The following is a 20,396-nucleotide window of genomic DNA, read 5'->3' as shown; positions in this document are numbered from 1 at the left end:
CTCCGCCCACCACTCCACCCACTCTCACTGAAGGACTCCAGATGACCAGTCCAGCAGACCCGAGGCACCTCGCCCAGCCGAGCGCCCCGATGATCTCCGAGGATGCGGCAGCGGTGGCAGAGCCCGGCGCGTCCCTGTACGGCCTCGGCTCCTACCTGCGCCGAGGCAAGGCCTCCAACGACGCGCGCAGGCTCTTCCTCGAGGGCGGACGGGAGGCCGACGCCTTCTACCGGCACCGGTGGAGCCACGACAAGATGGTCCACTCCACCCACGGCGTGAACTGCACCGGCTCATGCGCCTGGGAGGTCTACGTCACCGACGGCGTCATCACCTGGGAGAAGCAGATCACCAACTACCCGGCCACCCCGGCGGACATGCCGGACTACGAGCCCCGCGGCTGCCCGCGCGGCGCGGCCTTCTCCTGGTACACCTACTCCCCCACGCGCATCCGCTACCCCTACGTGCGCTCCGTCCTGCTCGACGCCTTCCGCGACGCCAAGGAGCGCAACGGGGGCGACGCCGTCGCCGCCTGGGCCGAGATCACCGACACCCCCGAGACCGCCCGGGCCTACAAGTCGGCCCGCGGCAAGGGCGGGATGGTCAGGGTCGGCTGGGACGACGCCATGGAGATTATCGCCGCCGCCTACGTCCACACGATCCGGACCTGGGGACCGGACCGCTGCGCCGGCTTCTCCGTCATCCCCGCCATGTCCATGATCTCCTACGGGGCGGGCGCCCGCTTCCACGAGCTCATCGGCGGCGCCATGCTGTCCTTCTACGACTGGTACGCGGACCTGCCGCCCGCCTCCCCCCAGGTCTTCGGGGACCAGACGGACGTGCCCGAGGCCGGCGACTGGTACAACTCCGAGTTCCTCATCATGTGGGGCTCCAACATCCCCCTGACCCGCACGCCCGACGCGCACTTCATGACCGAGGCCCGCTACCACGGCACGAAGGTCGTGGCGGTCTCCCCCGACTACACCGACAACACGAAGTTCGCCGACCAGTGGCTGCGCGTGGCCCCCGGCACCGACGGCGCCGCCGCCATGGCCATGGGACACGTCATCCTCAAGGAGTTCCACGTCGGGGCGCGCACCCCCTACTTCCTGGACTACATGAGGAAGTGCACCGACGCCCCCTTCCTCGTCGAGCTCGTGCGAGCCCCCGACGGCACCGGCATGATTCCCGGGCGCTTCCTCACCGCGGACCGGGTGCCGGGGGTGGCCGAGGGCATGCCGAAGAACGAGTTCCGCCCCCTGGTGTGGGACCGCGCCAGCGGCCCGGCCGACCCGCGCGGCACCCTAGCCGACCGCTTCACCGATGAGGGGCTCGGCCACTGGAACCTGCGCATGGACGGCGTCGACCCGGTCATGAGCATCGAGGAGTTGGAGGGCGCCGGCGCGCGGGTCGAACCCACCGAGCTGCTCCTGCCCCGCTTCGACCTGCCCGCCTCGGCCACGCCCACCGGCACCGTGGGCGGCGGCATCATCCACCGGGGCGTGCCCGCCACCCGGCTGGCCGACGGCACGCTGGTGACCACCGTCTACGACATCCTCCTGGCCAACTACGCCGTCGAGCGCCCGGGGCTGCCGGGGGCGTGGCCCGTCGACTACCAGGACGCCACCGTGCCCGGCACGCCCGCCTGGGCCACCGAGCACTGCGGCGTCTCCGGGCCCGCTCTCATCCGGGCGGCGCGCGACTTCGCCGCCAACGCCGCCCAGACCCGCGGCCGCTCCCAGATCATCATGGGCGCGGGCATCAACCACTACTACCACGCCGACGAGATCTACCGGGCGATCCTCGCGCTGACCTCCATGTGCGGGACCCAGGGCGTCAACGGCGGCGGATGGGCCCACTACGTGGGCCAGGAGAAGGTCCGCCCCATCGGAGGATGGCAGCAGTGGGCCTTCGCCCTGGACTGGGCGCGCCCCCCGCGCCACATGATCTCCACCGGCTTCTGGTACCTGACCACCAGCCAGTGGCGCTACGACGCCACCCGGGTCGAGCGCGTCGCCTCGCCGCTGGGCGCGGGCACCCTGACCGGCAAGACCACCACCGACGTCATGGTCGAGGCCATGAAGCGCGGCTGGATGCCCTCCTACCCCACCTTCAACCGCTCCCCGCTGCTGCTGGGCCAGCAGGCCAAGGAGGCGGGCATGAGCGAGGCCGACTACGTGGTCTCCCAGCTCACCAGCGGGGAGCTGCGCTTCGCCTGCGAGGACCCCGACGCCCCGGAGAACTTCCCGAGGATCCTGGCCAACTGGCGCACCAACCTGCTCGGCTCATCCGCCAAGGGCACCGAGTTCTTCCTACGGCACATGATCGGCGCCGACAACGACGTCAACGCCCAGGAGACCCCTGAGGCGCTGCGCCCGGCCTCGGTCACCTGGCGCGAGGCGCCCAAGGGCAAGCTCGATCTCATGTGGACCGCGGACTTCCGCAACACCTCCACGACCCTGCACTCCGACATCGTCCTGCCTGCGGCCACGTGGTACGAGAAGTACGACCTGTCCACCACGGACATGCACCCCTTCATCCACTCCTTCAACATGGCGATCGACCCGCCGTGGGAGGCCCGCAGCGACTTCGACATCTACCAGCAGCTCGCGCGCATGGTCTCCCAGTGGGCGCCGACCCACCTGGGCACCCAGACCGACGTCATCGCCGCGCCCATCAACCACGACACCCCCGAGGCCCTCACCATGGCCCACGGGGACATCTCGGGGCTGCCCGAGGGCTGGGTGCCGGGGGTGACCATGCCCAAGCTCGTGCCCGTGGAGCGCGACTACACCCAGATCCTCAACAAGTTCAACGCCCTGGGCCCGCTGGCGGACAAGGTCGGCATCCCCGCCAAGGGCATCATGCTCATCCCGGACAAGGAGATGGGCGCCCTGGCCGCCGCCCACGGCACTGGCGAGGGCGCGGCGCAGGGCCGCCCCCTCGTGGACACCCCCATCCGCGCCGGCGACGGCGTCATGCACATGTCGGGGGCCACCAACGGGCGCCTGGCCACTCAGGGCTGGGCGACCCTGTCCAAGCGCACCGGCACCGACCTCATCGAGCTGAGCCAGGAGGAGGCCGGCAAGCAGGTCACCTTCCGCCAGACCCAGGACGCGCCCGTCGGCGTCATCACGACCCCGGAGTGGTCCGGATCTGAGCACGGGGGGCGCCGCTACACCGCCTTCTGCGTCAACGTCGAGCACGACAAGCCCTGGCACACGGTCACCGGCCGCATGCACTACTACCTCGATCACGACTGGATGATCGACATGGGCGAGTCCCTCCCCCAGTACCGACCCCCACTGGACTTCACCGCCCTGTACGGGGAGAAGCCCGTGGGTCACGTGGGCCCCTCGGAGGAGGGCGCCGTCGAGGTGGCGGTGCGCTACATCACCGCGCACAACAAGTGGTCGATCCACTCCCAGTACTACGACAACCTCCACATGCTCACGCTGGGCCGAGGCGGCCAGCAGGTGTGGATGAGCCCCGCCGACGCCGAGAAGATCGGGGTGCGGGACAACGAGTGGGTGGAGGCCTACAACCGCAACGGCATCGTGGCGGCCCGGGCCAACGTCTCACACCGCGTGCCCGAGGGCATGGTCCTCATGCACCACGCCCAGGACCGCACTATGAACACCCCGCTGACCGAGCGCTCGGGGCGGCGCGGGGGGACGCACAACTCGCTCACCCGCATCATCCTCAAGCCCAGCCACTTCACCGGCGGCTACGGCCAGTTCACCTACGCGTTCAACTACATCGGCCCCACGGGCAACAACCGCGACGAGGTCACCCTGATCCGCCGTCGGACCAACCAGGAGGTTACGTTCTGATGAAGGTCATGGCACAGATCGCCATGGTGATGAACCTGGACAAGTGCATCGGCTGCCACACCTGTTCCGTGACCTGCAAGCAGGCCTGGACGAACCGCGAGGGCACCGAGTACATGTGGTTCAACAACGTGGAGACACGTCCGGGCGTCGGCTACCCGCGCGCCTGGGAGGACCAGGAGCGCTGGAAGGGCGGGTGGGTGCGCACCCCCGGCGGGCGGCTCAAGCCCCGCTCCGGCGGGCGCCTGCGCAAGCTCGCCACGATCTTCGCCAACCCGGACATGCCGGTGGTCGAGGACTACTACGAGCCGTGGACCTACGAGTACGACAAGCTCCTGTCGGCCCCCAAGGACTCCCCCGCGCTGCCGGTGGCCCGCGCCAAGTCCCAACTGACCGGCGAGTACATGCCCACGATCTCCTGGGGGCCCAACTGGGATGACAACCTGGGCGGCTCAATGGAGACCATGGCCGAGGACCCGGTGCTCGCGCGGATGAACGAGCGCGTCTCCACCGAGATCGACCGCACATTCATGTTCTACCTCCCGCGCATCTGTGAGCACTGCCTCAACCCCACCTGCGTGTCGGCCTGCCCGAGCGGGGCCATGTACAAGCGCGCCGAGGACGGCATCGTGCTGGTGGACCAGGACGCCTGCCGTGGTTGGCGCATGTGCGTCTCGTCCTGCCCCTACAAGAAGGTCTACTTCAACCACGCCTCCGGCAAGGCCGAGAAGTGCACCCTGTGCTACCCGCGCCTGGAGATCGGCATGCCGACCGTGTGCTCCGAGACCTGCGTGGGGCGCCTGCGCTACCTGGGAGTCCTCCTCTACGACGCCGACCGCGTCTCCCAGGCGGCCGCCGTCGAGGACCCCCGCGATCTCTACATGGCTCAGCGCGACATCCTCCTGGACCCCCATGACCCGCAGGTCATCAAGGGCGCCCGCGCCGAGGGCGTCCCGGAGACCTGGATCACCGCGGCTCAGCAGTCGCCGGTGTGGGACCTCATCTCCACCTACCAGGTGGCCCTGCCGATCCACCCCGAGTACCGCACCCTGCCGATGGTCTGGTACATCCCGCCACTCTCGCCGATCGTCGACGAGGCCGTGGCCGCGGGCCTGGACGGGGAGAACCACAGGGTGCTGCTGACCGCCGTCTCCGAGATGCGCATCCCGCTGGAGTACCTGGCGGGCCTGTTCACGGCGGGCGACACCGACGTCGTCGAGAGGGTCCTACGGCGCCTGGCCGCCATGCGCTCCTACATGCGCGACATCCGCGTGGGAGAGGAGCCCAATGAGGAGATCGCCGCCGCCGTCGGCATGACCGGAGACGCCCTGAGGAGCATGTACGAGCTGCTGGGCGTCGCCAACTACGACGACCGCTACGTCATCCCCACCGCCAAGCCGGAGATCCCCCGCGGCATGGCGGCCATGGGCGAGGACGTGCGCATGCTGCTGGGCGACGGCGCGCCGTCGGCCTGCCACTCCGACGCCTCGGGCTTCCACGGCCAGGCGGGCAACGGCCCCGTCTCCCTGCCCCTGCCGACCATCCGCCGCTCCCCCGTGCCCGCGGCGGGGCCGGACTCCCAGGGCGCGGCGAACCACCCCGGCATGCCCATGATCGGCATGCCCTTGGAGGACGACGACACCCGCCCGGTCCCGGTGGTCGAGCGCCTCGGGGAGGCGCCTCGATGAGCGCGCCCGGCGCCCTGTTCGTGCGCCCCCCTCGGGCGCTGGAGCCCCTGGAGGCGGTCGAGATGACCGCCTCCCAGCGGGCCGCGGCGCACATGTGCGCCTCGCTCCTCCTGGACTACCCCTTGGAGGGGGAACTGGGCAGGCGCCTGGACGCCGTCGAGGAGGCGCTGGAGGGCGTGCCCGGTGCCGTGCGGGAGCGCCTGGCCGGCTTCGTGTCGGAGGCCCGCCGGCTCGGTGAGCGCGCCCTGGCGGAGCACTACGTGGACGTCTTCGACCGGCGCCGGCGCTGCTGCCTGTACCTCACCTACTACGCGGTGGGTGACACGCGCCAGCGCGGGGCCGCCCTCGTGGCCTTCAAGCAGGCCCTGGCCGCCTCCGGTTACGAGATGGTCAGCGACGAGCTCCCCGACTACCTCCCGGTGGTCCTGGAGCTCTCCGCGCGCAGCGCCGAGCACGGCGACGAGATCGCCGACGCCCTGCTCGCCTCGCATCGCGAGGGCATCGAGGTGCTGCGCAGCGCCCTGACGGACATCGGCTCCCCCTACGCCAGCCTCGTCGAGGCGGTCTGCATGACCCTGGCGCCACTGGACGGGGCCACCGCGGAGCGGATCCGCCGACTCGTCGCGGCAGGGCCCCCCACGGAGACCGTGGGCGTCACCGAGGTCCTGCCCTTCCCCTCAGTGCCCGTCTCGATGCCCGTCGCGGGCCCCTTCCAGAAGTTCCAGAGCGAGGCCGTCCTCGGCGTCGCCCCAGTCCAGGAGTGAGCATGAGCACCTTCGAGCACTACGTCCTGTGGGTCGGCCTGCCCTACGCCGCCTTCTTCCTCCTGGCCGTCGGCCTGTGGTGGCGGTGGCGCACCGACCAGTACGGCTGGACCTCCCGCTCCTCGCAGTGGAATGAGAACCGGATCCTGCGCTGGTCCTCCCCCTTGTTCCACTTCGGGGTGCTCTTCGTGGCACTCGGGCACTTCATGGGGCTCGTGATCCCCAAGTCCCTCACCACTGCCGCGGGCATCCCCGAGCACGTCTACCACCTCATGGCGGTCATCCCCGGGACCCTCGCCGGGGTGATGACGATCGTCGGGCTGGCGGGCCTGCTCTACCGGCGCATCGTGGTCAAGTCCGTGCGCCTGGCGACCACGCGCAACGACGTGGTCATGTACGTCATGCTGCTCATCCCGATCCTCCTGGGGGCGTGCGCCACCATCACCACCCAGCTCTTCGGCGGCGAGCACGGCTACGACTACCGCGAGACGATCAGTCCCTGGTTCCGCTCGATCTTCCTGCTGAGCCCCGAGCCGGCCCTCATGGTGGACGTGCCGATGGTCTTCAAGCTGCACATCGTGGCCGGCCTGCTGCTCTTCGCGATCTGGCCCTTCACCCGGCTGGTCCACGTCGTCTCGGCGCCCGTGGGCTACATGACCCGGCCCTACGTGGTGTACCGCTCCCGCGCTCCGCGCGCCTCGGTCATCGCCCCCAGGCGCGGCTGGGACCCGGTGAGCACGCAGGGCACCGGCAACCAGGGCCCCGACGACGTCACCGCCTCCCAAGGGGCGTAGGAGGACCAATGCGCCACCGCGATCACCTCCCAAGCCGCGCGGCCCTCATCGCGCTCCTCCTCGCGCCCGCCTGCGCGCTGGCGGCGTGCTCCGGGGCCTCGTCCCCGTCAGCCCCGGCCCCCGGCCAGGTCTCCGGGGCCCTAACCGTCTTCGCCGCGGCCTCCCTCAAGGAGTCCTTCGAGGAGATCCGGACCGAGTTCACCAAGAAGAACCCCGGCCTGACGATCACCTACGACTTCCAGGGCTCCCAGGACCTCGTCGCCAATCTCGCCAACGGCGCGCAGGCCGACGTCCTGGCCACCGCCGACGAGAGGTCGATGGCCTCAGCCGCCGAGCAGTCCCTCGTGACTGGCGCGTCCGAGTTCGCCACCAACCGGCTCACCCTCATCGTCCCGCCGGGCAACCCCGGGGGCATCACCGGCCTAGACTCCTCACTGGATGGCAAGGACCTCGTCGTCTGCGCCGCGGCCGTGCCCTGCGGCAACGCCACGGCCAGGCTTGAGAAGGCCCTGGGTGTGGCCCTGTCCCCCTCCTCCGAGGAGCAGAAGGTGACCGACGTGCGCGCCAAGGTGGAGTCGGGCGAGGCCGATGCCGGCATCGTCTACAGGACCGACGCCGCGGCCTCCGGGGACGCGTCGGACGAGGTCACGATCCCCGACGGCGGGGTCGTCAACCACTACCCTCTGGCAGTGGCCTCCTCAACCACCAACCCGGCTGCCGCCCAGGCATTCGTCGATTTCGTGCGCGGAGGCGAGGGCCAGGCGATCCTCGCGGCGCGCGGCTTCGGCGCCCCCGGCCAATGACAGGCGCCCGGGCGGCCCTGCTCCCGCGCCGCTCCCGGGCCGCCCGGGCCCCGCTGCCCCTGACGGTGCTGCTCCTCGGGCTGGCCGGGGCGGCGCTCATCATCCTGCCCCTGGCGGGCATGGGGACCAGGGTCGCCTGGGGCCGTCTGCCCGAGTTGCTGTCCTCCCCCTCCGCCACGGCCGCTCTGAGCCTGTCCCTGCGCACCTGCCTGGCCTCGACGGCCATCTGCGTGGTGCTCGGGGCGCCGCTGGCGCTGCTGCTGTCCCGGCAGTGGCGCGGGGTGCGCCTGGCGCGGGTCCTCGCCGTCCTGCCGATGACGATGCCGCCGGTCGTGGCGGGGATCGCGCTGCTGGCCACCCTGGGGAGGAAGGGGGTGCTGGGAGGGGTCCTGGATGCCTGGGGGCTGCGCATCGCCTTCTCGACGACGGCGGTGGTCATCGCGCAGGTCTTCGTCGCCATGCCCTTCCTGGTGGTCACGCTCGAGGCAGCGCTGCGCTCACGCGATGAGCGGGCGGAAATGATCGCCCGCGCGCTCGGCGCCGGGCCGTGGAGGATGCTCCTCCGCATCACCCTGCCGATGGTCGGGCCGGCGCTGGCGCGGGGGACGGCGCTGGCGCTGGGGCGCGGCCTCGGCGAGTTCGGGGCCACCATCGCCTTCGCGGGCTCGAAGGAGGGGGTGACGCGCACGATGCCCCTGGCCATCTACCTCCAGCGGGAGGAGGACACAGCCACCGCGCTGGCGCTCGCCGTCGTCCTGATCACCGCGTCCTTCCTCATCGTGGGGGCGACGACGCTGCCGTGGGGGGCCCTGCTCCAGGGGCGGCCCCGCCCCGCGCCTTCGGGCGCTGAGCGCGCCTCAGCGCTCCCGCCGGGCCCGGTGCCCGCCCCGCCGGGCCCGGTGCCCGCCCCGCCGGGCCCGGCGCTCGCTCAGCGGAACGCGCGCGGCCTGCCGCTGACGCTTTCCTTCACCTCTACCGAGCGCGACGTGTCGGTATCCCTGGAGATCGGGGCCGGGCGCCGACTGGCCCTCATCGGCCCCAATGGCTCGGGGAAGTCCACGGCCTGCCTCGTGGCGGCGGGGCTCCTCGACGCCACCGGCGGCGAGGCCCGGCTCGGGGAGCGCGTGCTCGACGGCCCCGAGGGCTTCGTGCCCGCGGGCCGGCGCGGTATCGCCCTGCTCTCCCAGGAGCCGGGGGTGTTCGCGCATATGTCCGTGCTGGACAACGTCGCCTTCGGGCCGCGCTGCCAGGGCCTGGGGCGCCGGGCCTCGCGGCGGCGGGCCCGCTCCGAGCTGGCGGCCGTCGGCGCCGAGCATCTCGCCGGTCGATCCGGAGGCGCGCTCTCCGGCGGGCAGGCCGCACGGGTGGCCCTGGCCAGGGCGCTGGCGACCTCCCCTCGCGCACTCATCCTCGATGAACCCATGGCGGCCCTCGATGTGGGGGCCCGCCAGGAGATGCGTTCCCTCGTGACCCGGCGGGCGAGCGAGGAGGGCCTGACGGTCCTGCTCGTCACCCATGACGTGCTCGATATCGCCTCCTTAGCTGACGACGTCGTCGTCCTGGAGGCGGGGCGAGTGGTCGAGCGCGGAGAGGCGGCGCAAGTGCTATCGGCTCCGGGCAGTGACTTCACCGCGCGTTTGACCGGCACGTCCATCCTCATGGGCACCGCCGCGGGCGGCCGGGAGGACCCCCGCGTCAACCTGGGAGCCGGGCTGGTCATCCACGGGCGCCCGGGCCAGGAGGTCAGGGAGGGCGAGCCCGCGTCCGCGCTCATCCCGCCGGAGGCCGTGGCCCTCTATGAAGAGCCCCCCTCGGGCTCGCCGCGCAACGCCCTGCCGGCCGTGGTGCGCACGGTGGAGCGCTCGGGAGCCCTGGTGTCGGTGGGCCTGGAGAGCGGAGGATGCCGCCTGGCCGCCTCGGTGACGGCGGGCGCGGTCGCCCAACTCGGCATCGCCCCCGACCGCGAGCTCATCGCCGTCATCAAGGCCGTCGAGGTCCGCATCGTCCCGCGCGGCTGATCCGCCCGCAGCGGCCGCCGTGGCGCGGTTTGAGGATTCCTTTTTCTGACGCCATGCCACATTAAATAATGGCGCTGGTCAGAGCGGGTAGGCGAGAGTGCGCGGTCCGTTCCAGGTGATCAATTGCCCGAGCAATCCTCAAATCTCGCCATTTTTCCCCTCCCCCACCGGCCCTCACGCCCGGCGGCGGGCCATGCCTGGCACTGAGAGGGCCTGGCTTCGAGCACGGCGACCTCCGTAGACTCTGACGCATCGACGGATTCTTATCAGAGAGGCCCCGCCATGAGCACCGCACCGACAGCCCTGCCCGCCACCATGCGCGCAGTCGTCATGAACGCGCCCGGCGACGTCGCCGTGGAGACCATCGAGACGCCGCGCGTGGCGGGGCCCGGCGACGTCGTCATCAAGCTCGCCGCCGCCTGCGTGTGCGGCTCCGACCTGTGGCCCTACCGGGGCGCCCAGCCCGTCGACCACCAGTACATGGGGCACGAGTACGTCGGCACCATCGTGGAGAAGGGCGAGGGCGTGCGCTCCCTGGAGCTCGGGGACTTCGTCATCGGCTCCTTCATGCTCTCCGACGGCACCTGCGAGATCTGCCAGGCCGGTTACCCCTCGCGCTGCGCCAACGCCGGCCATTACACCGGCAGCCAGGCTGAGTACATGCGCGTCGAACTCGCCGATGGCTCGCTCGTCAAGGTGCCCGGCGGCGAGCCGGATGACCCCGAGCGCCTCGCCGACTACCTCGCCGCCTCAGACGTCCTGGGCACCGGCTGGTACGCCGCCGTGGCCGCAAACGCCGGTCCGGGCAAGACGATCGCCGTCGTCGGTGACGGCGCCGTGGGGCTCTCGGCGGTCCTGGCCGCCAAGGCGCTGGGGGCCGAGCGGGTCATCATCTTCTCCCGCCACGAGGACCGCGCGGCACTGGCCCGCGAGTTCGGGGCCGACGTCGTCATTGCCGAGCGCGGCGAGGAGGGCGCGGCGAAGGTCAAGGAGCTCACCGGCGGCTACGGGGCGCACGGGGTGTGCGAGGCCGTGGGCTCCCAGGAGTCCATGGACCAGGCGCTGGCCTCATGCCGTCCCGGCGGCTACGTCGGCTTCGTGGGCGTCTCGCACGACCAGACGATCGACGGCCTCGACCTGTTCCTCCGCGAGGTCCACCTCGAGGGCGGGCCCGCCCCCGTGCGCCGTTTCCTGCCCGACCTCATCAAGCGCATCGACGCCGGGGAGATCCACCCCGGCCGCGTCTTCACCAAGCGCCTGCCGCTGGACGAGGCCGCCGAGGCCTACAAGGCCATGGATGAGCGCCGCGAGATCAAGGTCCTCCTGGAGGTCTGATCCCGTGGCCCCGTTCCCGGCGGCGCCCCGGGGCGGCGCCCCCGGGCCGGCTCCCGCGGCGCCGCCGGGCCGCCGCGCCACCACCCACTGAACTTCCGGAAGGAGCGCCATCAGAACGCGGACGATCGCCGAAGGAGTCGAGATCCCCGTGCTGGGCCTGGGCGTCTACCAGATCCCGCCATCCCAGACCGAGGGCGTCGCGCGCGATGCCGTCCCCGGCCTACTCCAGGCGCCCGAGGATGGGGCGGTTCGCGGAGGTCAGGACGCTGCGGTACTCGGCGCGGCGCGCCATGAGGTCCGTCTCCATGATGCCCAGGCAGCCCATGACGATGAAGGGCACGAGGTAGGTCATGGAGCAGGTGGCGGCCAAGGCCTGGAAGGGGCGCAGGAGCTCGGTGAGCGAGTAGCCCACCATACGCCGTCGGCCGTACTCAGCGGCGCCCGCGGTGGCGGCGATCATGAGCTCCTTGCCGAGCAGGGCGACGCCGTCGGGCCCGTAGGCCCACCCGAAGGTGAGGACGTCGTCGAGCCACTGCTGGACCAGCGGCGGGGCGGAGTACCAGTGCAGCGGGAACTGGATGACGATGCGGTCGGCGCCGTCCATGGCGGCCTGCTCCGCGGCGACGTTGATGACGCCAGTGGGGTAGAGGTCGTACATCCGGCGCACGGTCGCACCCGCGACGCCCTCCGCCTCGGCGGCCAGGGCCCGATTCACCACCGAGGAGGTCAGGTCAGGGTGGAAGACGAGAACCAGGGTGTTCACGACTGCTCCTTCAGTTGTCCATCAGACCGGGCTGGGCCAGGGGCCGGGTCGCCCTGGTTCGAGCCTATCCGTAGCCCACCTCGGATGAGACCCCAGCGTTATATAAGGTGAGCAGGCCCACCCCGGCTCGTCGGCCCTGCTCACCGCCTCCTGGCGCCATCCGACGGCGCCGCGCGCCCCGTCAGGCCCGCCGGCGGTGAGGCGGCATCAGCATGGGGGCGCGGGCGCAGCCGCGCTGGGGCGGCACAGGGGCGCCACGGCTGGGGTGGCTCAGGGGCGCCACGGCTGGGGCGGCCTTCCCACCTGAGCGGCTCACGGGGGCTACCGTGGTGCTATGAGCGCCCCCACCTCGCCCGAGCGCCGCTGGCGCGACGACCTGCACCTGGCCCACACCATCGCGGATCAGGCGGACGCCCTCACGCTGCCCCGCTTCGAGGCCCAGGACTTCAACGTCGAGACCAAGCCCGACCTGACCCCTGTCACCGAGGTCGACCGCGCCGCCGAGAAGTTGGTGCGCGACTACCTCGCGCGCGCCCGCGGCCGCGACTCGGTGCTCGGCGAGGAGCTGCCGCCCACCGGCCACGCCCCCCGGCAGTGGGTCATCGACCCGATCGACGGCACGAAGAACTTCGTGCGGGGAGTGCCCGTGTGGGCCACGCTCATCGGGCTCGTCGAGGACGGGGAGGTCGTCGTCGGGCTGGTGAGCGCTCCGGCGCTGGGCAAGCGCTGGTGGGCGGTGGCCGGCGGCGGCGCCTGGACCGGGCGGTCTCTGTCCTCCGCCAAGCGCCTGGGGGTCTCAAGCGTCGGCTCGCTCGGGGACGCCTCGCTGTCCTACTCCTCCCTGTCCGGGTGGGCCGAGCGCCGCCGCCTGCGCGGGATGCTCTCGCTCATGCAGTCGTGCTGGCGCACGCGCGCCTACGGCGATTTCTGGTCCTACATGCTCCTGGCCGAGGGGGCCGTGGATCTGGCCGCCGAGCCGGAGCTCGAGCTCTACGACATGGCCGCCCTCGTGCCCATCGTCACCGAGGCCGGCGGCGCCTTCACCTCGCTCGACGGCGAGGCCGGGCCCTGGGGAGGCAGCGCCGTCGCCTCCAACGGGCGCCTTCACAAGGCGATCATGAAGCACCTCGGCTCCGAGACCGACTGACCCCCACCGAGCGGTGCCGCTCCCACCGAGCGGTGCCACTCCCACCGAGCGGTGCCACTCCCACCGAGCGGTGCCACTCCCACCGACAGGCGCCACCCCCACCGAGCGGTGCGTCCTGCCCGCACCAGTGGGCGAAAACCGCACCAGTCAGTGCCGACCGCACCTCTCGCTGCCCCTCCAGCCTCCGCGCTGCCCTCCTCACCACCTCACCGCCCCCACCGACAGGTGCAGCCCCCACCGACAGGTGCGGCTCCCACCGAGCGGTGCGGCTCCCACCGAGCGGTGCCGATCCCACCGAGCGGTGCGTCCTGCCCGCACCAGTGGGCGAAAACCGCACCAGTCAGTGCCGACGGCACCTCTCACCACCCCTCCACCCACCTCACAGCCCTCCCCGCCGCCCCGCCCCACCTCACCACCCCTCCACCCTCCTCCAGCGGGGGAGCTCGACGGCAGATGAGGGACGTTCCACATCCGGGGTGCGGGCCGTGAGATTCCTCCGGGGGCTCGGCGCGGTAGCCTTCCGGGAGCATCGCGGAGGCCCCGGCCCCGTCGTCGTTCCTTGATCGGAGTCCCATGAACTGGCTGCACGCCGTCCTCCTCGGCATCGTCGAGGGCATCACCGAGTTCCTGCCGGTGTCCTCGACCGGGCACCTCAACATCGTCGAGAAGCTGCTGGGCTACGACATCGACTCGGTGGGCATGACGGCCTTCACCGCGGTCATCCAGGTTGGCGCGATCCTGGCCGCCGTCGTCTACTTCTGGCGCGACATCGTGCGGATCGTGACCGCCTGGTGCAAGGGACTGGTGAATGAGGAGGCCCGCCGCGACCCCGACTGCACGCTGGGCTGGGGCGTCATCCTGGGCTCCATCCCGGTGGCGGTCATCGGGCTGCTCTTCAAGGACTTCATCGAGGTCACGGCACGATCCCTGTGGATCATCGCGGCCGCCCTCATCGCCTGGTCGGCCGTCATGTGGCTGGCGGACACCCGCACGGACCTGGACAAGGGGATGCGGGACGTGTCCATCAAGGACGCCCTCATCATCGGCCTCTTCCAGGCCCTGGCTCCGGTCTTCCCCGGCATCTCCCGCTCTGGCGCGACCATCTCCGCGGGCCTCTTCCGGCGCTTCGACCGGGTGACGGCCACGCGACTGTCCTTCTTCCTGGGCATCCCCGCGCTGCTCGCGGCCGGAACCCTAGAGGCGGTGACGGCCTTCGATCACATCTCGGACCCGAGCATCGGCTGGAGCGCGACGATCATCGCCACGGTCGTCTCCGGCATCGTGGCCTACGCGACCATCGCCTGGCTGCTCAAGTTCGTCTCCTCCAACAAGTTCACGGGCTTCCTCATCTACCGCGTGGCGCTCGGCGGCGCCATCGCCGCGCTCGCGGCCACCGGCGCCGTCGGGGCCTGATCGCTCCGACGACGGCGCCAGGGGATAGTCCGGCCCCTTGGCGACTCTCATTCGTGTCGCACCCCCATGAGACAGTGTGACCATGCGGATCCTGCACACCTCGGACTGGCATTTGGGCCGGACCTTCCACGGCCGCGTCCTCGATGACGCTCACGGCGCCTTCGCCGATCATCTCGTCGGGCTCGTCGCCGAGGAGCGGATCGACGCCGTCGTCGTGGCCGGGGATGTGTATGACCGGGCCATCCCGCCGAATGACTCGGTGGCCCTCCTCGATGACACCCTGCGGCGCCTGACGGAGCGGGCCCGGGTCATCCTGACCCCTGGGAACCACGACTCGGCGCGGCGCCTCGGCTTCGCCGCGGACCTCATGGGCGAGCGCCTCCTCATCCGCGCCCGCGTGGGCGGGCTGGACCGGGGCATCGTCCTGCCGGACGCCGATGGCCGGGACGCGCTCATCATCCACGCCCTTCCCTACCTCGACCCCGACGCCGCCCGAGAGTCCCTCCCGCCGCTTCTCGCCGAACGCCTCGGGGAGCGGATCGGGAGCGACGCGGCCGGTCGGCCCGGTGGGGAGGCGGCCGACCGCGCCCCCAAGGGCGACGCGAGCACCGGGGGCGACGCGGCCGACCGCGCCTCCGGCCCGCGCCTGCCCCGCTCCCACGAGGCCGTCGTCGCGGCCGCGCTGCGGCTCGTCGCGCCGGATCTGGCGCGCCTGCGCAGCGGGCGGAGCGCCCGCCTGCCCAGCCTGCTCATGGCCCATGCCTTCGTCGTCGGCGGTCAGGCCAGCGATTCCGAGCGGGATATCCGCGTGGGCGGGGTGGATTCCATCCCCGCCGGAGTGTTCGCCAGCCTCGGAGGGTCGGAGGCGGCGGGGGCCTCGGGCGGCCTCGACTACGTGGCGCTCGGCCACCTCCACCGGCCCCAAGAGCTCGCCCGCCCGCTCACCGCCGGCGGCGAGCCGGGTCCACGCCTGGCCTACTCGGGATCGCCACTACCCTTCTCCTTCGATGAGACCGGCGCCAAGTCCTCGATCATCGTCGGTCTGGGACCACGGGGCGTGGAGTCCCTGGAGCGCGTGGACACGCCGGCCATCCACCGCGTGGCCACCGTGCGCGGGACGATGGATGAGCTCCTCTCCCCCACGCACGACGGCGCCGTGGGCGCATGGGTGCGTGCCATCCTCGTGGGCGAGCGGCCCCCGGGCGCTCTGGCCACCCTCAAGGAGCGATTCCCCGACCTCCTCGCCTTCAGCCATGAGGCGCCCGCGCGCGCGCAGCGGGAGCGCATCGCCGTCACCTCCGCGATCGACCCGATGACCGTGGCCGAGGGCTTCCTCCAGGACGTCACCGGGCGCGCCGCGGCTCCGTCGGAGTTCGACATCATGCGCGGCGCCTACGAGGCCACCCTGGCCGATGGGAGGAGCGCGCGATGAGGATCCACTCCCTCACCATGACCGCGATCGGCCCTTACCCGGGCACCGAGAGGATCGACTTCGACGCCTTCGGCGACTCGGGGCGCTTCCTGCTGACCGGCCCCACCGGATCGGGCAAGACCACCATCATCGATGCCATCGTCTTCGCCCTGTACGGCTCCGTGGCCGATGCCGATGACTCCTCCAAGGACCGCATCCGCTCCACCCTGGCCGGCCCGGGGGTGGAGAGCGTCATCGAGCTCGTCTTCTCCACGAGCGCCGGCGTCTACCGGGTGCGGCGCTCCCCCGCCTATGAGCGGGCCAAGAAGCGGGGCTCGGGAACCACCACCCAGGGCGCCACCGTCAAGCTCTGGCGGCTATCCGGCGTCGGCGGCGAGGCCCTCGATGAGCCCGTCACCCGCGCCGAGGACGCCGGGGCGGAGATCACCCGCGCCGTGGGGCTGACCCGCGAGCAGTTCACCCAGACCGTGATCCTGCCGCAGGGGAAGTTCGCGCGCTTCCTGCGCTCCACCTCAGCCGACCGCCAGGAGCTCCTGCGCGATGTCTTCGGCACGGGCCTCTACCGGCGCATCGAGGAAAGGCTCGCTGAGGACTCCGCGGCCGAGCGCAGAAGGGTGGAGGCCGCGCGCGCCACCCTGGACTCCACCGGGAAGGGGCTCGCAGCGCTGCCCCAGTTGGGCGCGGCAGACCTGCCCGAGGGGGTCATCGACCACCTCACCGCCACCGGCCCCACGCCCGATGCGGCCGCCATGCGGGGCGCGGCCCGGGCCATCAGCGAGGCCTCCGCCGCCCTCGCCGAGGAGGCGAGCCGGCGCCGCGCGGCCGCCGCCGGAGCGGAACAGCGCGCCAGTGAGGCGGTGGAGGCCGCCCGCGGCACCCACGCCGCTCTTGAGCGGCGCGCCGAGCTCCTCACCGAGCGGACCGCCCTGGAGGCGCGCGCTCAGGAGGACTCAGCGCGCGCTGAGCGCCTGGCCGCGGCCGAGCGCGCCGCCCGGGCCCTGCCCGCCGTCGACGCCTCGGAGCGCGCCGCCAAGGCGGCGCGGGATGCGGTGAGCGCGCTGCGGGCGCGGCTGGAAGCACCGGCGGAGGACAGCGCCCCCGCGCATGTGGCGGAGTTGCGCGATCGGGTCACTGCCACGGCCGCGCCACTGCTCACCCGGGCTGAGGCCGCCTGGCGGCGCCTTGGTGAGGGGAACCCGAACGGCGCTGACGAGCGGGCCGCCGCCGCTGAAGCGCGTGGCATCGGCGCTCCCGCCTCCCTGGAGGGACTGGCAGCCGACCTGGCCCAGGAGGCGGGGGCGCTGTCGGCCCTGGTGAGCATCGAGGAGGGCCTGGCGGGCAAACTCGCGGAGGCGGAAGCCCTTGAGGCCGGGATGGGGCCGATCCGCGCGCGCCTCGCGACGATCGAGGAGGAACTGACCACCACTTGGCCCCGGGAGGAGCAGCGCCTGCGCGAGCGGATCGGGAGCGCGCAGGAGGCCGGCGCCCGGCTCGATGGCCTCGTCGCCGCGCAGGAGGCGGCCACCGCCCGCCACAGGGCGGCCCAGGCGGTCCCAGCCCTCGCCGAGCGGGTCGAGGAGGTGAGGGCGGGGCTGTCAGCCGCCGCCGGGCGCGCCGACGAGGCCGCGCGCCGGGTGGCGGCGGTGCGCGACTCCTGGATCTCATCGACCGCGGGCGCCCTGGCGGGCGAGCTCCGCGACGGCGAGGCCTGTCCAGTCTGCGGCGCCGCCGAGCACCCCTCGCCGGCCGTCGTCGACGGTGGCGAGCCCACCACTCGGGCCGATATCGAGGCCGCCGAGGCCGCCGCGCGCAGGGCCGAGGACGCCCTGGACCTCGCGCGCCGGGAGCACGACGCCGCTAAGGCCGCCCATTGCCAGGCCGTGAAGGAGGCCGAGGGCGCCGGCCCCGCGGAGGCCTCCACCGCCCTGGCGGACGCGCGGGCGGCGCTGGCCCGGGCGCGCGAGCGCGCCGCTTCCCTGGACAGCCTGCGCCAGGATCTGGAGGAGCAGGGGCGGCGGGCGCAGGGGCTGCGCGAGGAGCAGTCGGGGCTGCTGGCCCGCGAGGTCGAGGCCGCCGAGCGCGCTCGCTCCCTGCGCCAGGCGCATGCGGACGACCTCGCCGACTGCGAGGCCGCCCGTGGGCCCTGGGAGTCCCTCGCCGCCCGCTGCCAGGACCTGGGCCGCGCCGCGGCCACCGCCCGTACCGCGGCCACCGCCGTCTTGCGCGCCGACGGCGCCCTGAGGGACGCCGAGGAGGCGCGCTGGGCGGCGCGCGCCGCGCTGGAGGCCGAGGGATTCGCGGGCGCTGACGGCGTCCGCGCCGCCGCGCTGCCCGCCGACGACCTCGCCCGCCTGAGGACGGCGGTCGCGGAGGCCGGGGCGCAGCGCGAGCGAGTCGCAAGGGACCTGGCGGCCCCGGCGATCGCCTCCCTGCCCGAGGGCCTCATCGATCCCCTTCCCACCGCTCAGGAGGACCACGCCGCCGCCGACGCGGCCCTCCGGATGGCGGCGGACGCCGCCTCCCGGGCCGCGGAGGCTCACCGCCAGGTGAAGGACGCGGCAGCCGCCGTCGTCACAGCGGCGGACGCCTACGAGGCTGCGCTCGGGAGCGCCGAGCCCCTCCTGCGCGTGGCCGACCTCGCGCGCGGGAACAACCCGGCGGGCACGCCCCTGTCCTCCTGGGTGCTGCTCAGCCGCTTCGAGGAGGTCCTGGTCTTCGCCAATGAGCGCCTCACCGAGATCTCCTCGGGCCGCTACGAGCTCATCCGGGTCGATGACGAGGCGGGGTCCCGCGCGCACCGCAAGGGCCTGGGGCTCGCCGTCGTCGATCATCTCGACGAGCATGATGAGCACGGCCGAGGGCGCGCCCGCGATCCCAAGACGCTATCGGGCGGGGAGACCTTCTACGTCTCCCTGGCCCTGGCCCTAGCGCTGGCCGATGTGGTGAGCGCCGAGTCCGGCGGGGTCAGCCTGGACACGCTGTTCATCGACGAGGGCTTCGGCGCGCTCGACCCGGCCACCCTCACCGCCGTCATGACGCAGATCGACCGCCTGCGGGCTGGCGGGAGGACGGTCGGGATCGTGTCTCATGTGGCCGAGCTGCGCGAGCAGATCCCGGACCGCATCACCGTGCGCCGCCTGGGCGGCGGGGCCTCATCCCTCGCCGTCACCGGCGCCTGAGCCCGCCGCGGGGATCACCCACCCGGCCCGCGATCGCGGCGCCCCGGGGAGTCACGCGCCCGACAAGGCGCCGGCGGACAGGGCCTTGGCGATCTCCACTTGCTGGCACTGGGCGACGGACAGGGAGCGCATGAGCGCGTCGGGCCGGATGCCGATCCCCATAGAGTCCAGGAGCGCGGCCGCCCGGCGTCGCATGCCCGAGTGGTCGGCGAGACCGCCGCGGCGCAGCTCCCTGCCCAAGAAGATGTTCTCGTAGACCGGCATGTCGAGGACCGGGTTGAGCTCCTGGTGGATCATGGCGATGCCCAGGGCGATCGCGCGGGAGGGATCGGTGATCCTCTCCTGGGTGCCGTCGATGAGGATGCTGCCGGCGTCGGGGGCGTGAATGCCCATGAGGATCTTCATAAGGGTGGATTTGCCCGCGCCGTTCTCACCCATGAGGGCATGTACCTCGCCGGGGCGTAGGGTGAGCGTGACGTCCTTGAGGACGGTGACACCGGGGAAGGACTTCGATATCCCCCGCATCTCGAGGATGCTGTCGGTCATAGCGTCACCTCCGGGCTCCGACCCCGCGGCCCGCCCCCATCGGCGGGACCGGTGGGCTCCGGGGTGTGGGTGCCCTCAGGGGCGCCGCACTCAACTCCGTGACCCAGGTCTCACGGGAAGGATATCGCCGCGACCAGCAACTGACAAGGGTTGTCCGGACATTAAGTCGATGACGTGGTGCGCGCTCGGGGCCCCTCACCGGGCCCGGATCGTCGGGCCGCCTCAGACCCTCAGCTCCAGGGCGAGCGCGGGGCGCTCAGAGACGTCGTACCAGAGCAGGTCCGCCTCGGCGGCGCGCTCGAAGGCCTCCTCGTCGCCAGTGCGGGCGGCCCGGACATCGGCCTCGGCGCGCGGCTCGTCGATGAGGATCGCCGCGACGTCGTCCCACGGGACATCCGCACCCAGCTCCACGGTGCCGGGCAGGACATCGTCGGAGGGCGCCAGCTCGCGCGGCGAATCGACGTCGGCGGCGATGACCACGCGGCGGTCCGCCAGGCCGCTGGCGCCCGGCTCGGAGAGCAGCAGGACGGAGGCGTCGGCGGCGCACAGGCTCGCCGAGACCTCCAGGCCCTCCTCGTCCTCATCGGGCAGGGCGGCGGCCAGGGAATCCGTCGCGGCATGGGCCCGGCGGGCGGTGATGGGATCAGCGGCGAGGTCGGCGGCCGTGGCGGGCAGGTAGATGCGCAT

The 20,396-nt window shown here is 72.4% G+C and carries 14 protein-coding genes; 11 read left to right on the top strand and 3 right to left on the bottom strand.

Annotated features, from left to right (window positions below):
- Positions 1–89: 89 nt before the first annotated feature.
- The 7 genes from GVV76_RS05940 (at position 90) to GVV76_RS05910 (ending at position 11,229) form a co-directional block, all read left to right on the top strand.
- Positions 90–3,830, top strand: coding sequence for a nitrate reductase subunit alpha (locus GVV76_RS05940; protein WP_235905490.1), 3,741 nt, complete (start codon positions 90–92; stop codon positions 3,828–3,830).
- Entirely contained in the window at positions 3,830–5,515 is a 1,686-nt protein-coding gene (gene narH / locus GVV76_RS05935; protein ID WP_159524204.1) for a nitrate reductase subunit beta, read from the top strand. Before GVV76_RS05940 ends, narH begins: the two co-directional genes overlap by 1 nt.
- On the top strand, positions 5,512–6,279 hold the full coding sequence (gene narJ, locus GVV76_RS05930) for a nitrate reductase molybdenum cofactor assembly chaperone (RefSeq protein ID WP_159625707.1): 768 nt from the start codon (positions 5,512–5,514) through the stop codon (positions 6,277–6,279). The genes narH and narJ overlap by 4 nt, the downstream gene beginning before the upstream one ends.
- Before the next feature lie 2 nt (positions 6,280–6,281).
- Entirely contained in the window at positions 6,282–7,073 is a 792-nt protein-coding gene (narI, locus tag GVV76_RS05925) for a respiratory nitrate reductase subunit gamma (RefSeq protein WP_159524202.1), read from the top strand.
- Positions 7,074–7,081: 8 nt separating this feature from the next.
- A complete protein-coding gene (modA, locus tag GVV76_RS05920; protein WP_159524201.1) occupies positions 7,082–7,876 on the top strand; it encodes a molybdate ABC transporter substrate-binding protein in 795 nt (264 codons plus the stop codon).
- Positions 7,873–9,894 (top strand): ATP-binding cassette domain-containing protein, encoded by a 2,022-nt coding sequence (locus GVV76_RS05915; RefSeq protein WP_159625705.1) that lies wholly within the window; start codon positions 7,873–7,875, stop codon positions 9,892–9,894. Before modA ends, GVV76_RS05915 begins: the two co-directional genes overlap by 4 nt.
- Positions 9,895–10,176: 282 nt before the next feature.
- Positions 10,177–11,229: a zinc-binding dehydrogenase gene (locus GVV76_RS05910; protein WP_159625703.1), complete on the top strand. Its 1,053-nt coding sequence runs from the start codon at positions 10,177–10,179 to the stop codon at positions 11,227–11,229.
- A gap of 220 nt (positions 11,230–11,449) precedes the next feature.
- Here GVV76_RS05910 and GVV76_RS05905 read toward each other — a convergent pair whose 3' ends face one another.
- Positions 11,450–11,992, bottom strand: a complete 543-nt coding sequence (locus GVV76_RS05905) for an NAD(P)H-dependent oxidoreductase (RefSeq protein ID WP_159625701.1) — start codon at positions 11,990–11,992, stop codon at positions 11,450–11,452.
- 334 nt (positions 11,993–12,326) lie between these two features.
- On the opposite strand from GVV76_RS05905, the gene hisN reads away from it, so the two are divergent.
- The 4 genes from hisN to GVV76_RS10605 all read left to right on the top strand — a co-directional run bounded on the left by hisN (position 12,327) and on the right by GVV76_RS10605 (position 19,163).
- Positions 12,327–13,139, top strand: coding sequence for a histidinol-phosphatase (gene hisN, locus GVV76_RS05900; RefSeq protein WP_159524197.1), 813 nt, complete (start codon positions 12,327–12,329; stop codon positions 13,137–13,139).
- Positions 13,140–13,712: 573 nt separating this feature from the next.
- Positions 13,713–14,552, top strand: coding sequence for an undecaprenyl-diphosphate phosphatase (locus GVV76_RS05895; RefSeq protein WP_159625699.1), 840 nt, complete (start codon positions 13,713–13,715; stop codon positions 14,550–14,552).
- 82 nt (positions 14,553–14,634) lie between these two features.
- A complete protein-coding gene (locus tag GVV76_RS05890) occupies positions 14,635–15,984 on the top strand; it encodes a metallophosphoesterase family protein (protein ID WP_159625697.1) in 1,350 nt (449 codons plus the stop codon).
- Entirely contained in the window at positions 15,981–19,163 is a 3,183-nt protein-coding gene (locus GVV76_RS10605; RefSeq protein ID WP_159625695.1) for an AAA family ATPase, read from the top strand. Before GVV76_RS05890 ends, GVV76_RS10605 begins: the two co-directional genes overlap by 4 nt.
- Positions 19,164–19,214: 51 nt before the next feature.
- Here GVV76_RS10605 and GVV76_RS05880 read toward each other — a convergent pair whose 3' ends face one another.
- On the bottom strand, positions 19,215–19,709 hold the full coding sequence (locus tag GVV76_RS05880; protein ID WP_159625693.1) for an ATP-binding cassette domain-containing protein: 495 nt from the start codon (positions 19,707–19,709) through the stop codon (positions 19,215–19,217).
- Positions 19,710–19,931: 222 nt separating this feature from the next.
- A complete protein-coding gene (locus GVV76_RS05875) occupies positions 19,932–20,396 on the bottom strand; it encodes a DUF6912 family protein (RefSeq protein WP_159625691.1) in 465 nt (154 codons plus the stop codon).

This window comes from Actinomyces sp. zg296, assembly GCF_009829695.1.
GTDB classification, from domain to species: domain Bacteria; phylum Actinomycetota; class Actinomycetes; order Actinomycetales; family Actinomycetaceae; genus Actinomyces; species Actinomyces marmotae.
The sequence above is the reverse complement of the archived record's forward strand: the minus strand, read 5'-3'. Positions and strand labels throughout refer to the sequence as shown.